Annotated in this window: 17 protein-coding genes; 16 read left to right on the top strand and 1 reads right to left on the bottom strand. The window is 42.6% G+C overall.

From position 1 onward, the window contains the following. Positions 1–137 precede the first annotated feature (137 nt). Positions 138–1,238 carry a T9SS type A sorting domain-containing protein gene (locus tag P3L47_RS15570; RefSeq protein ID WP_277781394.1) on the top strand — a complete coding sequence of 367 codons (1,101 nt, stop codon included), beginning with the start codon at positions 138–140 and terminating at the stop codon, positions 1,236–1,238. A gap of 135 nt (positions 1,239–1,373) precedes the next feature. Here the strand turns inward: P3L47_RS15570 and P3L47_RS15575 are convergent, their stop codons facing one another. Then, the gene (locus P3L47_RS15575) at positions 1,374–1,946 is read right to left on the bottom strand and encodes an HdeD family acid-resistance protein (RefSeq protein WP_122359753.1); all 573 of its coding nucleotides are present in this window, start codon (positions 1,944–1,946) and stop codon (positions 1,374–1,376) included. Between the two features lie 256 nt (positions 1,947–2,202). On the opposite strand from P3L47_RS15575, the gene rfbA reads away from it, so the two are divergent. From rfbA to P3L47_RS15650, 15 genes are all read left to right on the top strand, one after another. Further along, positions 2,203–3,078 (top strand): glucose-1-phosphate thymidylyltransferase RfbA, encoded by an 876-nt coding sequence (gene rfbA / locus P3L47_RS15580; protein ID WP_277781395.1) that lies wholly within the window; start codon positions 2,203–2,205, stop codon positions 3,076–3,078. Next, positions 3,075–4,148, top strand: a complete 1,074-nt coding sequence (locus P3L47_RS15585) for a GDP-L-fucose synthase family protein (protein ID WP_277781396.1) — start codon at positions 3,075–3,077, stop codon at positions 4,146–4,148. Before rfbA ends, P3L47_RS15585 begins: the two co-directional genes overlap by 4 nt. A 15-nt stretch (positions 4,149–4,163) precedes the next feature. Continuing rightward, positions 4,164–5,315 (top strand): GDP-mannose 4,6-dehydratase, encoded by a 1,152-nt coding sequence (gene gmd, locus P3L47_RS15590; protein ID WP_122359756.1) that lies wholly within the window; start codon positions 4,164–4,166, stop codon positions 5,313–5,315. Between the two features lie 112 nt (positions 5,316–5,427). Next, entirely contained in the window at positions 5,428–6,564 is a 1,137-nt protein-coding gene (locus P3L47_RS15595) for an OmpA family protein (RefSeq protein ID WP_122360470.1), read from the top strand. Positions 6,565–6,663: 99 nt separating this feature from the next. After that, positions 6,664–8,061 carry an undecaprenyl-phosphate glucose phosphotransferase gene (locus P3L47_RS15600; RefSeq protein ID WP_122359757.1) on the top strand — a complete coding sequence of 466 codons (1,398 nt, stop codon included), beginning with the start codon at positions 6,664–6,666 and terminating at the stop codon, positions 8,059–8,061. Between the two features lie 69 nt (positions 8,062–8,130). Next, positions 8,131–8,553, top strand: a complete 423-nt coding sequence (gene ruvX / locus P3L47_RS15605) for a Holliday junction resolvase RuvX (protein WP_122359758.1) — start codon at positions 8,131–8,133, stop codon at positions 8,551–8,553. A 3-nt stretch (positions 8,554–8,556) separates the two neighbouring features. Further along, a complete protein-coding gene (def, locus tag P3L47_RS15610) occupies positions 8,557–9,114 on the top strand; it encodes a peptide deformylase (protein ID WP_122359759.1) in 558 nt (185 codons plus the stop codon). Positions 9,115–9,133: 19 nt separating this feature from the next. After that, the gene (locus tag P3L47_RS15615; RefSeq protein ID WP_122359760.1) at positions 9,134–10,681 is read left to right on the top strand and encodes an acyl-CoA carboxylase subunit beta; all 1,548 of its coding nucleotides are present in this window, start codon (positions 9,134–9,136) and stop codon (positions 10,679–10,681) included. Positions 10,682–10,710: 29 nt separating this feature from the next. Continuing rightward, a complete protein-coding gene (locus tag P3L47_RS15620; protein WP_277781397.1) occupies positions 10,711–11,037 on the top strand; it encodes an acyl-CoA carboxylase biotin carboxyl carrier protein subunit in 327 nt (108 codons plus the stop codon). Between the two features lie 225 nt (positions 11,038–11,262). Beyond that, entirely contained in the window at positions 11,263–13,350 is a 2,088-nt protein-coding gene (locus P3L47_RS15625) for a tetratricopeptide repeat protein (RefSeq protein ID WP_277781398.1), read from the top strand. Positions 13,351–13,506: 156 nt separating this feature from the next. Next, on the top strand, positions 13,507–15,462 hold the full coding sequence (gene thrS, locus P3L47_RS15630; RefSeq protein WP_122359763.1) for a threonine--tRNA ligase: 1,956 nt from the start codon (positions 13,507–13,509) through the stop codon (positions 15,460–15,462). A 33-nt stretch (positions 15,463–15,495) separates the two neighbouring features. Then, positions 15,496–16,137: a translation initiation factor IF-3 gene (gene infC, locus P3L47_RS15635; RefSeq protein WP_277781399.1), complete on the top strand. Its 642-nt coding sequence runs from the start codon at positions 15,496–15,498 to the stop codon at positions 16,135–16,137. Positions 16,138–16,190: 53 nt separating this feature from the next. Continuing rightward, positions 16,191–16,388 (top strand): 50S ribosomal protein L35, encoded by a 198-nt coding sequence (gene rpmI, locus P3L47_RS15640; RefSeq protein WP_122359765.1) that lies wholly within the window; start codon positions 16,191–16,193, stop codon positions 16,386–16,388. A gap of 105 nt (positions 16,389–16,493) precedes the next feature. Next, positions 16,494–16,838 (top strand): 50S ribosomal protein L20, encoded by a 345-nt coding sequence (gene rplT / locus P3L47_RS15645; RefSeq protein WP_022455800.1) that lies wholly within the window; start codon positions 16,494–16,496, stop codon positions 16,836–16,838. A 456-nt stretch (positions 16,839–17,294) separates the two neighbouring features. Then, complete coding sequence (locus P3L47_RS15650) at positions 17,295–19,469, top strand: beta-N-acetylhexosaminidase (protein WP_345799078.1); 2,175 nt, start codon at positions 17,295–17,297, stop codon at positions 19,467–19,469. The last annotated feature ends 6 nt before the right edge of the window (positions 19,470–19,475 follow it).

The following is a 19,475-nucleotide window of genomic DNA, read 5'->3' on the forward strand; positions in this document are numbered from 1 at the left end:
CGTTACTTACAAGATTACAAAGCTAGGTTATTTCTTTTAATGCACAAAAGAAATTTACTTCTGATAAATTTCTTTCGTTGCGATAGGGGTTTTGAATTTATTCGTGTCTTATCGATATAATCATAAAATAAAAGAGAATGAAAAAATTAGTACTTTGTATTTGTTTATTACCAGTTATTAGTTTTGCCCAGCAAACATCGGGGCATTTTTTGAAAGTATTTAACCGGACAACACAAACCGTTTCATCGTTAAGGATGTCGAATACAGCCTTGGATTCGACATATACTTATCAGGGGAGTGATAATAAGTTGACGGATATCGCCTATTATACTTATGATGAATCCGGTAGAAAAATAAAAATGGAAACGAAGTCTGCTTATAGTTCTGATGGTGACCTGAGCCTTTCCTCGAAAACAGAATATATTTATCCTGAAAACATTGGAAATACTTCTTATGAAACGGAAGAAAGAGTCTATTCCTATAAAGACGGGGAGTGGATGCCGGTTTATAAAACTTTCAATACTTATAATGCTTCTGCTACCCAAACGGCAATGAGAAGCTACCGGAATGAAAATGGTGAATGGGTAAAAGACTGGATTTGGGCGACTGTTGAGTCTGACGATAAAGGAAATCCTCTGGTTGTGATGGATACTACTTTTCATGCGGATGGAAGTCTTGAAATTTACAAAATGGATGCGGTTTATAGTGATGGCGGTCTTGTTTTAGGCGGAACTAATTATGATTGGAGTGAAGAATTGAAGGATTGGATCCCTTCACAAAAGGCACAACTAACCTATGACGATCAGGGCAATGTAATCAGTCAATATACTGAATTTATGGAAGATGGTGAGTGGATCTTTGGTTTTGAATATACGTATCAATATGATGAGCATCGGAATATGATACGTGAAACGGATAAGGAAAACGATGGCTTTACTTTCTATATTCGGTTCCAAAACTTCTATTCCGACAATACGATTACGCATAATGAAACTATACGAGTTGATCGTGATTATAAGATCGCAGTGAATTCTTCTTCCCGCACCCTGGAATTTGATTTAGGAGATATTGAGGAAGGAAAGGTAAGTGTTATAAATGCATCCGGTGCTATTGTCCGTCGGGCAACAGTTCGTAACAGTCAGCATAGCATTCCGCTAAACACTCTTGCTTCCGGTTTTTACATAATTCATATTTATACCTCTCAGGGAGAACAGTCCCGCCGGGTAATTATTCGATAATATAGAATTCTATCTACAGAGGATAATGGAAGATTTGTACCATAATATATGAGAACTGATTCTTATATATTATGATACTATCTTCTTGTAATATATGATACTGATCGCTTCTCTGCAGAAGTTTTCAGTTCTTTCTTATTCTTTTTCCTGTTTTTTATGCAGGCTTCTCAGTTCGAAAGAGAGCATTACGCGGAAGATACCGATGATAAGCAGTGCATAAGCGATCATGTAAACAAGCGTGAAGACGCCTAAGCCCGGTTGCCATATGATGGCGATGCTACAGATAATAGCCAGGATTCCGAATGCCATATACCAACCCCAGTTTCCGGTTCCGAACCGTTTCAGGTCCATGGCGTAACCGGTGGAAGAGAAACCTCTGAACATCAGCCAGAATGCTAGAATAAACGGCAGGACAGTCATGCTCAACCCCGGACTTGCCATCAGGTAAATACCCAGTATCAGGTCGATAATACCGCCCGCCAGATACCAGCCCCAACTGGAAATATGCTTCCGGTTGGATACGGCAAAAAGGATTTCAAGCGTACCGCTTACGAACATAGCGACGCTGAACAGGATGCTTAAAGCGACATAACTTGCCATTGGTGTAAACATCAGGCATATGGCAATCAGGATATATAATAATCCCAGTAAAAGTGAAACCCACCAGTTTTTTACGGCGGAACTAATTCTTTCGTCAAATGTATTCATATCAAGTTATTATTAAAATTATTTCTACTGTAACAAGAGGGTAGAATGAAAGGTTGCAATGATGCATGCAAATATGACTTCTTTTATCTTTCATCATCTTTCAAAAAACTTATTTTATATACATTATAAACGGTTATACAGCAGAATGCCTTATTCCCTTTAAACACATCGGAAAGAGGTCTTTTGCGGATAAGGACAAATCGAATATTTTATATACATTTGTACCCTATATTTAATAATTTAAAAGTCTGAACCTATGAAAGGAATAGTACTGGCCGGAGGCTCCGGTACCCGTTTGTACCCGATTACGAAAGGTGTGTCGAAGCAATTATTGCCAATTTATGATAAACCGATGATCTATTATCCGATCTCTGTCCTGATGCTTGCCGGGATACGGGAGATACTGATCATTTCCACCCCGCAGGATTTACCGGGATTCCGACGGCTGCTGGGAGATGGTTCGGATTACGGCGTGCATTTCGAATATGCCGAACAACCTTCGCCTGACGGACTGGCACAAGCTTTTATCATAGGGGATAAATTCATTGGAAATGACTCTGTTTGCCTGGTGTTGGGCGACAATATCTTTTACGGACAGAGCTTTACGGCTATGTTAAAAGAGGCCGTTAACAATGTGGAGAACGAACAAAAAGCGACTGTGTTCGGTTACTACGTCAACGATCCGGAACGCTATGGTGTCGCCGAATTTGATACTGACGGAAATGTGCTGAGTATTGAAGAAAAACCTCAGTCTCCCAAGTCGAATTATGCTGTTGTCGGACTCTATTTTTATCCGAATAAAGTAGTCGGAGTGGCGAAACAGATTCAGCCGTCGGCTCGCGGAGAACTGGAGATCACGACAGTGAATCAGGAATTTCTGAAAGACGGCGAACTGAAAGTACAGTTGTTGGGACGCGGTTTTGCATGGCTCGATACCGGCACGCACGATTCTCTGTCGGAAGCCTCCACTTTCGTGGAAGTGATCGAGAAACGCCAGGGGTTGAAGGTGGCCTGCCTGGAAGAAATTGCTTACCGGAGAGGTTGGATCGATGATGTGAAGCTGAAAGAAGCAGCAACTCCAATGGTTAAAAACCAGTACGGTCAATATTTATTGAAATTGATAAAGGAATGAATAAAGACAGTAAAATATTTGTAGCGGGACATCGGGGGCTGGTCGGTTCGGCCATCCTGAAGAACCTGAAACAGAAAGGGTATACAAACTTTATTTTGCGCACCCATGCTGAACTGGACCTGACAGACCAACGTGCGGTGAATGACTTCTTTGCCACCGAGAAGCCGGAATATGTCTTCCTGTCGGCAGCCCATGTAGGAGGTATCATGGCGAACAGCCTGTATCGTGCAGATTTTATTTATATCAATCTGATGATACAGAATAATGTGATCCATGCTTCTTATATGAATAATGTAAAGAAGTTGTTGTTTTTGGGAAGTACCTGTATCTATCCGCGTGAAGCCCCGCAGCCGATGCCGGAAGATTGTTTGCTGACATCTCCGCTGGAATATACCAACGAACCGTATGCGATCGCAAAAATTGCCGGTATAAAGATGTGCGAAAGTTATAACCTGCAATATGGAACGAACTATATAGCCGTGATGCCGACCAACCTCTATGGTCCGAATGATAACTTTAATCTTGAAACTTCGCATGTACTTCCTGCCATGATTCGTAAAATCCATCTCGCCAAATGTCTTCATTCGGGTGATTGGGAGGCTTTGCGTAAGGATTTAAATACCCGTCCGGTAGAAGGAATATCGGGGAATGCCCCGGAGAAAGAGATCCTGACAATTCTGGAAAAATACGGTATTTACCCCGGAAAAGTGCAGCTATGGGGTACGGGAAAACCTCTTCGCGAATTTTTATGGAGTGAAGAAATGGCGGATGCATCTGTCTATGTCATGGAGCATATCGATTTCTCCGATGTACGTCCGGAAGGAAACGAAGTGCGTAATACCCATATTAATATAGGTACGGGAAAGGAATTATCCATCCGGGAAGTAGCCATGTTGATACAGGATACGGTCGGCTTCAAAGGTGAACTTGCTTTTGATGCATCCAAACCCGACGGGACGTTGCGGAAGCTTACGGATGTAAGCAAGTTGCATGCATTGGGCTGGCATCATCAGATCGAAATAAATGAAGGCGTAGAGCTTTTATATAATTGGTATTTAAACAAACAATAATAAACATCGTATTTAATGAGTAAAGTTGCTTTAATAACGGGTATAACAGGGCAGGATGGCGCTTATCTGGCAGAATATCTTGTGAAAAAAGGATATACGGTACATGGTATCAAGCGTCGTTCATCCATGTTCAATACGGATCGTATCGATCACTTGTATCAGGATCCACATGTCGAGAACCGGAATCTGATCCTTCATTACGGTGATCTGACCGACAGTTTGAATCTGACCCGTATTATTGGCGAAGTACAGCCGGATGAAATATACAACCTGGCTGCCATGAGCCATGTGAAAGTAAGTTTCGATACGCCGGAATATACAGCTAATGCCGATGGGTTAGGCGTTCTGCGTATTCTGGAAGCTGTCCGCCTTTTGAATCTGATTCCTAAAACCCGTATTTACCAGGCTTCCACTTCAGAGTTATACGGGCTGGTTCAGGAAGTTCCTCAGAAAGAAACAACACCTTTTTACCCCAGAAGTCCGTATGCCGTAGCCAAACTATATGGTTACTGGATTACGGTCAACTACCGCGAGGCCTATAAGATGCATGCCTCGAACGGTATTTTATTCAACCATGAATCACCTCTTCGCGGAGAAACTTTTGTGACTCGTAAAGTAACCCGGGCTGTGTCGCGTATCGCTTTGGGAATGCAGGACAAAGTTTATATGGGTAATTTATCTTCCAAACGCGACTGGGGACATGCTAAAGATTATGTACGCGCGATGCATGCCATTCTTCAGCAGGATGAACCTTCTGATTATGTAATAGCTACTGGAATTACGACGACTATTCGTGATTTTATCCTGAAAGCATTTAAAGAAATAGGCGTTGAAATTATTTTCAAAGGGGAAAATGTTAATGAGGTCGCAGTATTAAACTATATTGACGAAAAAATGTTTATAGAGAAAGTAGGTGAGGCTTATCTCGAACATTTTAAAGGACGGATGGGTGAGGAAGTTGTTGGTATTGACCCTCAATACTTTCGTCCGACCGAGGTAGACCTGCTTATCGGGGATGCTACCAAGGCTCGTGCCCGCTTGGGATGGGAGCCGAAATACACCCTTGATGCTCTGATTCAGGATATGATGCAAAATGATATTAAGCTGATGAAAAAAGAATCTTACCTGAAAGAAGGTGGATATAAAATTCTGAATTATTTTGAATAAATTAAGAACAAAATGTAGATTAATTTTGTTTTAGTTAAAAAAAGAGTTAATTTTGCTCTATATTTGAGCGTTATCTAAGGTAATTGATTGTTTAATTAAAATGTTGATGAATATGAAGACTAAAGTATTACTTTTAGCTTTGTTGTCAGGTTTTGTTTTCTCTGTGTCTGCACAGGAATTTAAACCACAAGTTGGTTTTAGTACTGAAAAAGGTTATAAGACAAATTTCAAGAAAAACAAAGCTGGCGACAATTGGTTTATTTCTGTTGCCGGTGGTGCAAGTATTTTGTTAGGTGACCAAAATAATAAAGCGGATTTTGGAAACCGTCTGAATTTTGCTCCGCAGTTCTCATTTGGTAAATGGTTCAATCCGTATCTGGCTTTCCGTACTCAGTTGAACGGAGGTATCCTTCACGGATTTGAAGGTAACAATGCAGAGTTTATGCAGCATAACAAATATGCAGCAGCTCATGTAGACTTGTTATGGGATGTTACCAATTTCTGGGGTGTATATAATGAAAAAAGAGTATTCCGTTTGATTCCTTGGGTAGGTTTCGGTTATGCACAGCGTTTCGAAAACCAGGGTCGTGCAAGAACAGAATCTCCTACATTGAATGCAGGTATCCTTACTGCTTTCCGTTTAAGCAAACGTGTTGACTTGAACGTGGAAGTTCAGGGTTCTTTGCTGAACGAACAGTTCAACCGTGTTAATATGTTCCACCTGACTGACGGTATCGCTCAGTTAAGTGCTGGTTTGACATTCAAACTGGGTAAAACTGATTTCGAAGTATTGGAACCGATGGATTACGCATTGTTGAACGACCTGAACAATCAGATCAATTCACTGCGTGCTGCTAATGATGAATTGAGCAAACGTCCGGAATCCTGTCCTGAATGCGAAGAAGTTGTAACGAATGTAGTTAATAACTATGTAGACAATGTAGTTTACTTCCGTCTGAACAGTGCTAAGATCGATAAGAACCAGCAGATCAATATTTACAATACTGCTGAGTTTGTAAAAGAAAACAATGCTCCTATCAAGGTGATCGGTTATGCAGACAAGAAGACAGGAACAAGCTCATATAATATGCAGCTTTCTGAAAAACGTGCAAAAGCTGTAGCTAAAGAGTTAATTGAAAAATATGGTGTTTCTTCTGAACAGATCTCGATCGAATACAGAGGCTCAGACGAACAGCCGTACAGCGAAAACAACTGGAACCGTGTTGTTATCATGCGTGCAAACAATTAATTAATTTCGATTATATCCTAAAAAGGCTGCACATTATGTTGTGCAGCCTTTTTTTTGCACGGAATATTCATTACTTTTGTGGAATTTTAGAACACAGTTATGGAATTCGACAAAAAACATGGTTACCTTATCCAATGGCTGATAGGAATAGGAGATTTGTTAGTATTAAACCTATTGTTCTTCGCTGTTTATAATGGATTAGATATATTATATACAAAAGCGCTGTCTTATAGTTTAAGAGAGGTGGTGCTTTTGTTGAATTTTTGCTATTTCTTTTCTCTTTATTTTGTTCCCATGCAATTGCATGTGGCTGTTGTTTTTATCGATAAAATCGTCCAAAGGGCCTTTGCGCTGGTTTCCATATTGGTATTTTTATTTGCTACCTGTCTGATATTTTTAAATATAGGCGATGCTCTGGCTACTTTCCTGATTGTGTATTATCTTATAACGATTGTCATTTTTGCACTTTGGCGTGTGTTGGTTCGTGTTACGTTGAAGATGTATCGTAGGAAAGGGCATAATTTCAAGAAAATTATTATTGTCGGTGCCGGAAAGAACGGTATGGAATTGTATCGGGTCATGAAAGATGATCTTTCTTATGGATTCCATGTGATGGGTTTTTTCGATGATAATTTATCTTTACAGAGTGTTTTGCCCAATTATTTGGGTATGACTCATGAAGTGGAGGATTATGTACTTGCTAATGATATAGACGAGATTTATTGTACTTTGCCGGGAACACAGGATGAAAAGATCCTGCGGATTATCAATTTTGCGGAAAAGCATATGATTCGCTTTTACATCGTTCCCGAATTTTATAGGAATATCAAGAAGAGTCTTGTGATGGAAATAATGGAGTCTATTCCGTTATTGGCGATTCGTCGCGAACCGTTGCAGGCTGCTTATAATCGTGCATTAAAAAGATCCTTTGATATTGTTTTTTCATTGGGAGTTCTGTTGACTGTTTATCCGGTATTATATATCATTGTCGGAGCATTGATAAAAATAACTTCTCCGGGACCGATCTTTTTTAAACAGAAAAGGACTGGTCTGTACGGGCAGGAGTTTGAGTGCTATAAATTCCGTACTATGCGGGTAAATTCCGATGCGGATAAATTGCAGGCGGTAAAAGACGATCCCCGTAAAACGCGTGTCGGAGACTTTCTGCGCCGTACAAACCTGGATGAATTTCCGCAGTTTATCAATGTACTGAGAGGGGAAATGTCGGTAGTCGGTCCCCGTCCTCATATGCTGAAGCATACCGAACAGTATTCGGCTCTTATCGATAAATATATGGTGCGTCATTTGGTGAAGCCGGGGGTTACAGGATGGGCGCAGGTAACCGGTTATCGCGGAGAAACAAAGACATTGGAACAGATGGAAGGCCGTGTCAAAAGAGATGTGTGGTACATCGAGAACTGGTCGTTTTTCCTGGATCTGAAGATCATTGTGGTGACGGTTTTGAATATGTCGAAAGGAGAAAAGAATGCTTATTAAATTTATAAATTGCACACTTTTTGTGTATTTGTGTAATATAAATCCATATTTGTGCTATCTTTGCAACCGATGGGAAGGATACTAGCAATTGATTATGGTCGGAAACGGACCGGAATAGCAGTTACGGACACCTTGCAAATGATTGCAAACGGGTTGACGACAGTGCCGAGTGGTGAACTTGTTTCCTGGTTGTCAGCTTATGTGTCAAAGGAACCGGTTGAACTGTTTGTGGTCGGCCAGCCGAAACAGATGAATAATGAACCTTCGGAAAATATGAAGTATGTGGAAGCATTCGTTACACATCTGAAACGGACAATTCCGGATATCCCGGTTGAATATTACGATGAACGTTTTACATCTGTCCTGGCGCATAAAGCCATGCTGGACGGAGGTTTGAAGAAGAAAAAAAGACAGGATAAAGGGTTGGTGGATGAAATCAGTGCCGTTATTATCCTGCAATCATATTTAGAAAATAAAAAATATCAGTTATAGTTTATGATTTTACCAGTATATTTATATGGACAGCCCGTATTAAGAAAAGAGGCTGAAGATGTACCCAAAGATTATCCGGATTTAAAGCAGTTAGTAGCAAATATGTTCGACACGATGTATAATGCCGATGGAGTAGGTTTGGCCGCTCCTCAGGTTGGTCTGTCGCTCCGTTTGCTGGTGATCGATGCTGATGTAATGGGAGATGATTTCCCCGAATGCAAAGGTTTCAAGCGTGCCATGATCAATCCGGACATAGTAGAACGTAGTGAAGAAGAAATTTCCATGGAAGAAGGCTGTTTAAGTCTGCCGGGCGTACATGAAAAAGTATCCCGTGCCAGCAAGATCCGTGTGAAATATCTGGATGAAAACCTGGAAGAACATGACGAAGTGGTCGATGGTTTTGCAGCCCGTGTTGTACAGCATGAATGCGAGCACCTGGAAGGTCATGTCTTCATCGACAATGTGTCGGCTATCCGCCGCCAGTTGAATAAAGGAAAACTAAATAGTATTATTAAAGGGACTGCTCGTTGTTCGTACAGAGCAAAAGCTGTCGGTAAATAATAAAAATCTATTAAATAATATGACAGATTTAAGTAAAAACATTCAGGCCCTCAGGGAGAAGAAAGCCGTCGTTGAGATGGGTGGAGGCGAAGCTGCTATCGAAAAGCAGATCGCGATGGGTAAATTGACTGCCCGTGATCGTATTCTTTCCTTGCTGGACAAGAACTCTTTTCATGAGTACGATTTGTTTGTAAAGCATGATGGCCGCGACTTCGGAATGGATAAGAAAGACTTTCCGGGTGATGGTGTAGTTACAGGTACGGGTACTATTTTCGGTGCTCCGGTATGTATCTATGCACAGGACTTCACTGTTGCCGGTGGTTCATTAGGTTTGCAACATGCTCGCAAGATCACAAAGATCATGGATCATGCACTGAAGATGAAATGTCCGATCATCGGTATCAATGACTCGGGTGGTGCACGTATTCAGGAAGGTGTTGGCGCTTTGGCCGGATATGGTGAAATATTCTATAGAAATACAATCGCATCAGGTGTTATCCCTCAGATCTCGTTGATCCTGGGACCGTGTGCCGGTGGTGCCGTTTATTCTCCTGCCTTGACAGACTTCGTGTTCGTGGTAGAAAACATCTCCAAGATGTTCATCACCGGTCCGAATGTGATCAAGACTGTTTTGGGCGAAGACATCTCTATGGAAGACCTGGGTGGTGCCCGTGTTCATGCTGAAACAACAGGTAACGCTCATTTCTATGCCTTGAGCGAACAGGAATGTTTCGAACAGGTTAAACGTCTAGTAAGCTTTATCCCCTGGAACAACCAGCAGCGTGCCAAGACTGTTGAACCGAAAGAGCCGACAGCTATGTTGAACATCGAAGAAGTGGTTCCTGCCGATCCTAAGCAGCCGTACGATGTACGCGATGTGATCAAATGTATTGTCGATGATTCTGACTTCCTCGAAGTTCAGGAATTGTGGGCTGCCAATATCGTAGTCGGCTTTGGCCGTATGGCAGGCGAGACGGTCGGTTTCGTAGCTAACCAACCGATGGTACTGGCGGGTGTATTGGATTGCGACAGTGCCGATAAAGCTGCTCGCTTCATCCGTTTCTGCGACTCATTCAATATTCCTATTATTACATTGGAAGATATGCCGGGTTATCTGCCGGGCGTAGACCAGGAACATGCCGGTGTGATCCGTCACGGAGCGAAGGTACTGTATGCTTATTCTGAAGCTACTGTTCCTAAGATCACAGTGATTTTACGTAAGGCTTACGGTGGTGGTTATATCGCTATGAACTCACGTCACCTGGGTGCTGACTTTATGTTCGCATGGCCGAGTGCAGAGATCGCTGTTATGGGACCGGAAGGTGCAGCAAACATTATCTTCCGTAAGGAAATCATGGAAGCTGAAGACCAGAATGCAATGCGTCAGGAAAAAGTAAAAGAGTATATTGAGAAGTTTGCTAATCCTTATGTGGCTGCTTCAAAAGGATTTATTGATTCTGTTATCGAGCCGAAAGAAACACGCGCGTTGTTGCTCCACGCTCTGAAACTTTCTATTTTGAAAGAGGAATACAGACCGGCTAAAAAGCACGGAATCCCTCCGTTCTAATTAAATCCGTACATATACTTTTTGAAAATATGGAAAATAAAGAAAATGAATATGTAGATTTTGTAGTTACCGCCCGTAAATACAAAACGCTGCTGACAGAGAAATATAAGAACCGTAAGATGTGGCATAAGCCCTTCGTCGGTGATGTGATTTCCAATCTTCCGGGAACCATCGTGAAGATTTATGTGGAGCAGGGCCAGGAAGTTGAAGCCGGCCAGTTGCTTCTCATTCATCAGGCGATGAAGATGTACAACCGGATCGTAGCTCCGATATCCGGAGTGATCACCGAGTTGGAGGTAAAGGAAGGCGATAAGATCACAAAAGATCATTTGATGGTTAAAATACAGCCGAAGTAAGCAACGGCTATATTTGAATAAGTGAAAGGAGCTGCGTCAAAAAAAATTGATGCAGCTCCTTTTCTGTATGATTCTGTATAGACATATCACCTTTTAAGATACTTTTAGCTCCGAACCTTTTAACATTCGTCCGAATTGCTTATTTTTGTTCGCTGAACAAAGAGGGGTGTCGAAAGTCCGTTGAAATCTTTTGACGCACCTCTTTTTAACACTTAAGGCAATCTGATGAAAAAAATAGTTCTTTTTCTGACCTTTATAACATTTTCGTTGGCGATGTCGGCCCAGATCAATACGGACCGTGTGCTGGCTATCGGACGTAATGCATTATATTTTGAAGATTATGTGCTGTCCATACAGTATTTTAATCAGGTGATCAAAGCGAAGCCCTGGATTGCAGAACCCTATTTTTATCGTGCTGTAGCTAAAATTAACCTCGATGACTACAAAGGGGCGGAAGAAGACTGCTCTTTGTGTCTTGAACGGAATCCTTTTTTAGTACAGGCATATTATGCCCGCGGTATTGCTCGCCAGAGTCAGGAGAAATATGCAGACGCGATTGCAGATTATGACAAGGGGCTGGAGTTTAAGCCAGAAGACCGGCAGATGCTTGTCAATAAAGCCGTAGCCAATATCCAGCGGAAAGACTATGACGATGCGGAAAAGACATTCGATGTGCTGATGAAAGCACATCCTAAATATTCTATGAATTACTTGACTCGTGGTGCGATGTACAGCGAGAAGGGTGACACCGTGAAAGCACTTGCCGATTACAATAAGGCGATTGAAATGGATCCTTATTATGCTCCGTCATACGGGAACCGTGCTATTTTGCTTTATCAGACTAATGATCTGGACGGTGCACTGGCCGATTTGAATGAAGCAATCCGTTTGAATACGCGTGAAAGCGGTTATTATATAAACCGTGGTTTGGTACGCTACCAGAAGAACGATCTTCGTGGGGCGATGGACGATTACGACCAGGTAATCAGTATGGATAAAAACAATCTGATAGCCCGTTTCAACCGTGGATTGCTCCGTTACCAGGTAGGTGACAACAACCGTGCCATCGAAGATTTCGATGTGGTTCTTCAGTTGGAACCGGATAACTACATGGCCTATTATAACCGTGCTCTTCTGCGTTTTGAAACAGGTGATTACCGGGGAGCTGTAAGTGATTTCGATGCCGTTTTGGGACAATATCCAAACTTTACTCCGGGGTATTATAGCCGTTCGGAGGCAAAGCGTAAGATGAACGATCAGGTAGGTGCCGACCGTGATTACTGGACTGCCATCGAAATGGAGAACAATGCCAAGAAAGGATCTTCCGGTCAGTCGGGTAACGCTATGGCATCCAACAACACTGATGAAAATACACGTGAGAAATCAGATAAAAATATCAGTAAGTTTAACCGTCTGGTAGTATACGACAAGGATGAAGAACGCAGGAACAAATATCAAAGCGATGTCCGTGGACGTGTGCAGGATCGTAATGTACGTGTAGACCTTGAACCCCAGTTTGTCCTGACTTATTATGAGAAGATAGACCCGGTCAAGAAACTAGTCTATTACGATAAGATGATCGAGGAATATAACGCCCGTATGGTTCTCTCCCGTAAGTTGCGCATCACGAATGAAGAAGCAGCTCTTACCGAAGATCAGATATCCGTGCATTTCTCATCTATCAATGATTATTCATCCAAGATAGAAGCTCAGCCGAACAATGCGGATGCATGGTTTGGACGTGCGGTCGATTATATGTTGGTACAGGACTTTTCCGAAGCTATTAAGGATTTCAACAAGGTAGTGGAACTTGATCCGACCTACACCATGGCTTATTTTAATCGTGCGGTAGTACGCTACAAGCAGTTGGTTTATAATATGTCGCAGGCGACTACTACCGATGATCTGGCTATGTCGATGGGTAGCATGAACTTCAAGATGGGACAGAGTGCTGCACCGAAATCTCCTGTATCCGATCCGACCTCTGCCGAGGTAAAAGATAAGAAGAGAGCTTACGAGCATGAAATGATTACACGCGATTACGATATGGTTATTCGTCTGAATCCGGGTTTTGTATACGCCTATTTCAACCGTGGAAACCTGCGTTGTGTACAGCGTGATTTCCGGGCTGCCATACAGGATTATGACGAGGCTATCAAGCGTGATCCCGATTTCGCGGAAGCCTATTTCAACCGCGGACTGGCCCGCTTGTCTTTGGGAGATGCCAACCAAGGTATTGCCGACTTGAGTAAAGCCGGTGAGCTGGGCATTATTAATGCCTATAGTATCATCAAACGTATGACAAGCAATTGATATAAATCAGATTTTTAGAATCAAAACAGGTATGTTTTCCAACAAAACATGCCTGTTTTGGGTTTAAAGCATATATCTTTTAGGTTAAAAATATCATTTTACGAAAAAGAATGCTAAATTTGCATCCTAATTATAAAGAATTATAGAGAACAGATTATGATAAAGATTACATTTCCGGATAATTCCGTAAGAGAATACGCTGAAGGAACTACTGCCATGCAGATCGCAGAAAGTATCAGTTCCCGTTTAGCTCAGGAAGTTTTGGCCGCAAGTGTGAACGGAGAAACATGGGACCTGTCTCGTCCTATTATGCAGGATTCATCAGTGAAACTGCTGAAGTGGGATGACGAAGAAGGTAAGCATGCATTCTGGCACTCAAGTGCCCACCTGATGGCAGAGGCCCTGCAGGAACTTTATCCAGGTATCAAGTTCGGTATCGGTCCGGCTATCGAAAATGGATTCTACTATGACGTAGATCCGGGTGAAGCTACAATCAAAGAAGGCGACTTTGCTGCTATTGAAGCAAAAATGCTTGAACTGGTAGCCAGAAAAGAAGAAATCAAACGTCAGGATATTTCCAAGGCTGATGCCCTGAAAATGTTCGGTGACAGAGGTGAAGAATATAAAACTGAGTTGATCAGTGAATTGGAAGATGGTAAGATTACCACTTATACACAGGGCTCTTTTACCGATCTGTGCCGTGGTCCTCACTTGCCTAACACATCCTATCTGAAAGCTGTTAAGATTCTGAGCGTAGCCGGTGCTTACTGGCGTGGCGATGAAAAACGTAAACAGCTGGTTCGTTTGTATGGTATCACTTTCCCGAAAAAGAAAATGCTGGATGAATACCTGGCATTGATGGAAGAAGCTAAAAAACGTGACCACCGTAAGATCGGTAAAGAATTGGAATTGTTTACATTCTCTACTGCAGTAGGAGCAGGTCTGCCTTTATGGTTGCCTCGCGGTACTCAGTTGCGTCTGAAATTGGAAGATTTCCTGAAACGTATCCAGAAGAAATACGGTTATCAGCAGGTGATGACTCCGCACATCGGAGGAAAACAGTTGTATGTAACTTCCGGTCACTATGCAAAATACGGTAAGGATTCATTCCAGCCGATCCATACTCCGCAGGAAGGCGAAGAATTTCTGTTGAAACCGATGAACTGTCCTCACCACTGTGAGATCTTCAAGTCGTTCCCGCGTTCATACAAAGACCTGCCTTTGCGTTTTGCTGAGTTCGGAACAGTATATCGTTACGAACAGAGCGGTGAGTTGCACGGTTTGACAAGGGTTCGTGGTTTTACCCAGGATGATGCTCACCTGTTCTGTCGTCCGGATCAGTTGAAAGACGAATTCCTGAAGGTAATGGATATTATCTTTATCATCTTTAAGGCGTTGGATTTCGAAAACTTCGAAGCACAGATTTCCTTGCGTGATAAAGTAAACAGAGATAAATATATCGGTTCGGAAGAAAACTGGGAAAAAGCAGAAACAGCGATCATTGAAGCTTGTCAGGAAAAAGGCCTGAAGGCGAAGATCGAATATGGTGAAGCAGCTTTCTATGGTCCGAAGCTCGACTTTATGGTGAAAGATGCGATCGGTCGCCGTTGGCAGCTGGGAACTATCCAGGTAGACTATAACCTGCCGGAACGTTTCGAACTGGAATATACGGGCGAAGACAACAAAAAGCATCGTCCTGTAATGATCCATCGTGCACCATTCGGTTCAATGGAACGTTTCGTAGCTGTATTGATCGAACATACAGGCGGTAAGTTCCCGCTGTGGCTGACTCCGGATCAGGTATGTATTATGCCTATCAGTGAAAAATTCAATGAGTATGCCTGGGATATCGCCCGTCAATTGGAAGAACAGGATATTCGTGTGCTGGTAGACGACAGAAACGAGAAAATTGGTCGTAAAATTCGTGATAACGAGTTGAAACGCATTCCTTATATGCTCATCGTCGGAGAAAAAGAAGCAGAAAATAATGAAGTTTCTGTAAGAAAACAGGGCGAAGGTGATAAAGGTTCGATGAAAATTGCTACCTTTGCAGCGCTTTTGAACGATGAAGTAGAGGACATGATGAATCGTTGGCAAAAAAGTAATAAATAAATAACTAATAACGAGGAGAATAAATCTTTTTGAATGAAGAATGACAATCTGAAAGAACAGTATAGAATCAACGAACGTATTCGTGTTCGTGAAGTTCGTCTAGTAGGTGACAATGTAGAACAGGGCGTATACCCGACATCGCAGGCTTTAAAAATAGCTGAAGATTTGGGACTGGACCTGGTTGAGATTTCACCCAATGCTGCGCCCCCCGTTTGTAGAGTAACCGATTACCAGAAATTCCTCTATCAGCAGAAGAAAAGACAGAAAGAGCAGAAAGCGAAGTCAGTTAAGGTTGTAGTGAAGGAGATTCGTTTCGGACCTCAGACTGACGATCATGATTATAACTTTAAACTGAAGCATGCCAAAGGATTTTTGGAAGAAGGTTCTAAGGTGAAAGCCTATGTGTTCTTTAAAGGACGCTCGATCCTTTTCAAGGAGCAGGGGGAAGTATTGTTACTTCGTTTTGCCAATGATTTGGAAGACTACGGTAAAGTAGAACAATTGCCGGTATTGGAAGGTAAACGCATGATCATCATGCTGACACCGAAAAAGGCCGGAGCTCCTGCTGCCGCTCCGAAACCAGCAGCTTCCGGTGAGCCTGCAAAGCCTGTGGTTAAGAAAGTTATAACTTTGAAGCCGAGAAATGAATCCGGCGCAGAAGGAAACAAAGAATAAAAAAACCGCCCGTTAGAGGGTGTCAAGTTTAATAATTAAAACAAAATTGGAAAATGCCTAAGATGAAGACTAATTCCGGTGCCAAAAAGAGGTTCGCCCTTACCGGAACAGGAAAGATCAAAAGAAAACACGCTTTTAAAAGTCATATTTTGACTAAGAAGACTAAAAAAGCTAAGAGAAACCTTACTCACACTGGCCTTGTTGCTTCTGTAGATGTAAACACTGTTAAGCTAATGCTTGGCATGAAGTAATCTTCTTAAATTAAGCGAGTTTTACAAAGATTTTTATTAACCGAATGTATTTAGCAAGTAAGATCATCTAAAGGATGACGCTAACATTCAAAACAGATTAGAATTATGCCTAGATCAGTAAATCATGTTGCTTCAAGAGCAAAAAGAAAACGGATTTTAAAACTTACCAGAGGTTATTATGGTGCACGTAAGAATGTGTGGACCGTAGCTAAAAATACCTGGGAAAAAGGTTTGACTTATGCATTCCGTGACCGTCGTAACAAGAAACGTAACTTCCGCGCATTGTGGATCCAGCGTATCAATGCTGCCGCTCGTCTGGAAGGTATGTCTTACTCACGTTTGATGGGCGCTTTGCATGCTGCAGGTATCGAGATCAACCGTAAAGTGTTGGCAGACCTGGCTGTAAACCATCCGGAAGCTTTCAAAGCAATCGTAGCGAAAGTAAAGTAAATTGATATATAAATGTCAATAGGAGAAGGGTCCCGATATCGGGACCCTTTTTTTGTTAGCTTTTTACAATTCATACCTTCTGAAACACTGACACTTCACTTTTTTATTCATTATTTAAGGGGAAAATATTGACATTTTGTTTGGAAGATTCAAAGGCTTTACATATCTTTGTAATAAGAAAAATGAGTTAGCCGCACTTGTTCGATTGGGAAACTCATCAGTTTATTTTAATTCCGAGACATAGCTCTTGTCGCCAATGGCGGGCCGCACCCTTCGGGGCATGCATCGCACAGCGGATTACAAAGGTGGCAAAGCACTCAAATCCTGTCATACGGAGTTTGTTCATATCTACGGTGCGGCTTTCTTCTCATATAAAGGGAAAATCTCTTACAGGATTTTCCCTTTTTTTTGTATATTTACCGCACCAAGAATAAATACACAAAAAAATAAAGTATGATGTTATTGCCAAAACAATCGCGCATGACGATGGCGGGTCTTACCATTGCATGTTCTTTGTTCCTTGCGGCTTGCGCTCCGAAGGAAACAGTGCAGTTGAATGTAATCCCTTTGCCGGCACAGCTTGCTGCGTCAGGTGGTTTTTTCAAAGTTGACAGTGCAGCAGTCTTCTCTGCGGAAAAACCTGCAAATGTTCATTTTACCGTGGACCAATCCATAGGCGGAAATCTGGAAGGATACCAGCTTACAGTATCTGACAAAGGTATCGACCTGAAAGCGGCTACCGAAACAGGACTCTTTTACGGAGAACAAACTCTCCGCCAGTTATTTACCCCCCAGGGCATTCCTTATGTTTCCATACAGGACGAACCTCGTCTCAAGTATCGCGGATTACATTTGGACGTATCCCGCCATTTCTTCCCGAAAGAAGAAGTATTCAAGTTGCTGGATGTGATGTCCTTTTACAAGCTCAATAACCTGCATATGCATCTTACGGATGCCGGTGGCTGGCGTATCCGGATGGATAAATATCCCAGGCTGACGACAGAGACTGCTTTCCGAACGGAATCCGACTGGCGGAAATGGTGGGACGGAAAAGACCGTAAATACCTTCCCGAGGGGACTGAGGGAGCTTATGGCGGCTACTATACCAAGGATGATGTACGCGAGATCGTTGCTTACGCAGCCTCTAAACATATAAATGTAATACCTGAGATCGAATTTCCCGGTCATTCCGAAGAAGTGCTGTTCGCTTATCCGGAGTTAAGCTGTTCCGGTCAACCTTATAAGAATGGCGATTTTTGTATCGGCAATCCGAAGTCATTTATCTTTATGGAAGATGTGCTGGATGAAGTGATCGAACTTTTCCCCTCCGAATATATCCATGTAGGAGGTGATGAAGCAGGTAAAGGAGCCTGGAAAACCTGTCCTAAATGCCAGGCTTTGATGAAAAAGAACGGCATGAAGAGTGTGGATGAGCTGCAGAGCTATATGATACATAAGGCAGAAGAACATCTGATCTCCAAAGGCCGTAAGCTGATCGGCTGGGACGAGATACTGGAAGGTGGTCTTGCTCCGGAAGCGACCGTTATGTCCTGGCGGGGTGAAAGCGGTGGAATCAAATCGGCCCGTATGGGACATGATGTCGTGATGACACCGGGTAATTATATGTATTTGGACTTTTATCAGGCTGACCCGAAAACACAGCCTTATGCTATAGGCGGCTATACTCCGATCAAGAAAGTATATAGCTACAATCCTGTTCCGGTCGATTCGCTGACTGCAGAGGAAAGCCGGCACATTATGGGTGTACAGGCCAACACCTGGACAGAATACATCACCAATGAGAAACATCTGGAATATATGATGTTCCCCCGTGCACTAGCTGTTGCCGAGATAGGCTGGACTCCCCAGGAGAAACGCGAATGGAATGACTTCAAACCGCGTATGAATGCTCATATTTCGAAATTGCAACAGATGGGTATCAACACCTTTACCCTTTCTGACGAACTGGAAGTGACCATGTCTGTCGATACGGTCAATAAACAGATCGAAGTATTCCTGGATGCCGAGAAATATCCGGCAGAGATCCGCTATACGACAGACGGTACGGTTCCGACTGCTTCTTCTGCTCTTTATGACGGTATGATTTTGGTGAAAGACTCTGCAGATGTCAAGGCTGCTATCTTCCGCAACGGCGAGTTGCAGGGAACCCCGACAGAAAAGAAAGTCGACTATCACCGCGCGATCAATAAGCCTATACATTATAATAGTAAGTTATATTCCGGTTATATGGCAGGAGGTATGAATGCCTTGATCGACGGATACCGTGGCGGACTGACTTATCTGGATGGCCGCTGGCAGGGATACTTGAACGACCTCGACTGTGTGATCGATATGGAGGAAGTGACCGATATCCGCAAAGTATCCGCCCGCTTCATGCAATTGATCGGTCCGGGTGTTTACCAACCGGCAAGTGTCGAGCTGCTGACTTCCGAAGACGGAACGAACTTCACTTCCAGGGGAATTATCCCGACAACCATTTCCAACAAGGATTCCGACCTCTCTTTCCAGGAATATACCTTCCTGGGAGACTGGAAAGCCCGTTACGTCCGCCTGAAAGCCGACGAAGCCAACAAAGGATTTATCTTTGTGGATGAAATCGTTGTCTGGTAAGTTTGT

The organism is Parabacteroides chongii (assembly GCF_029581355.1).
Classification (GTDB): Bacteria; Bacteroidota; Bacteroidia; order Bacteroidales; family Tannerellaceae; genus Parabacteroides; species Parabacteroides chongii.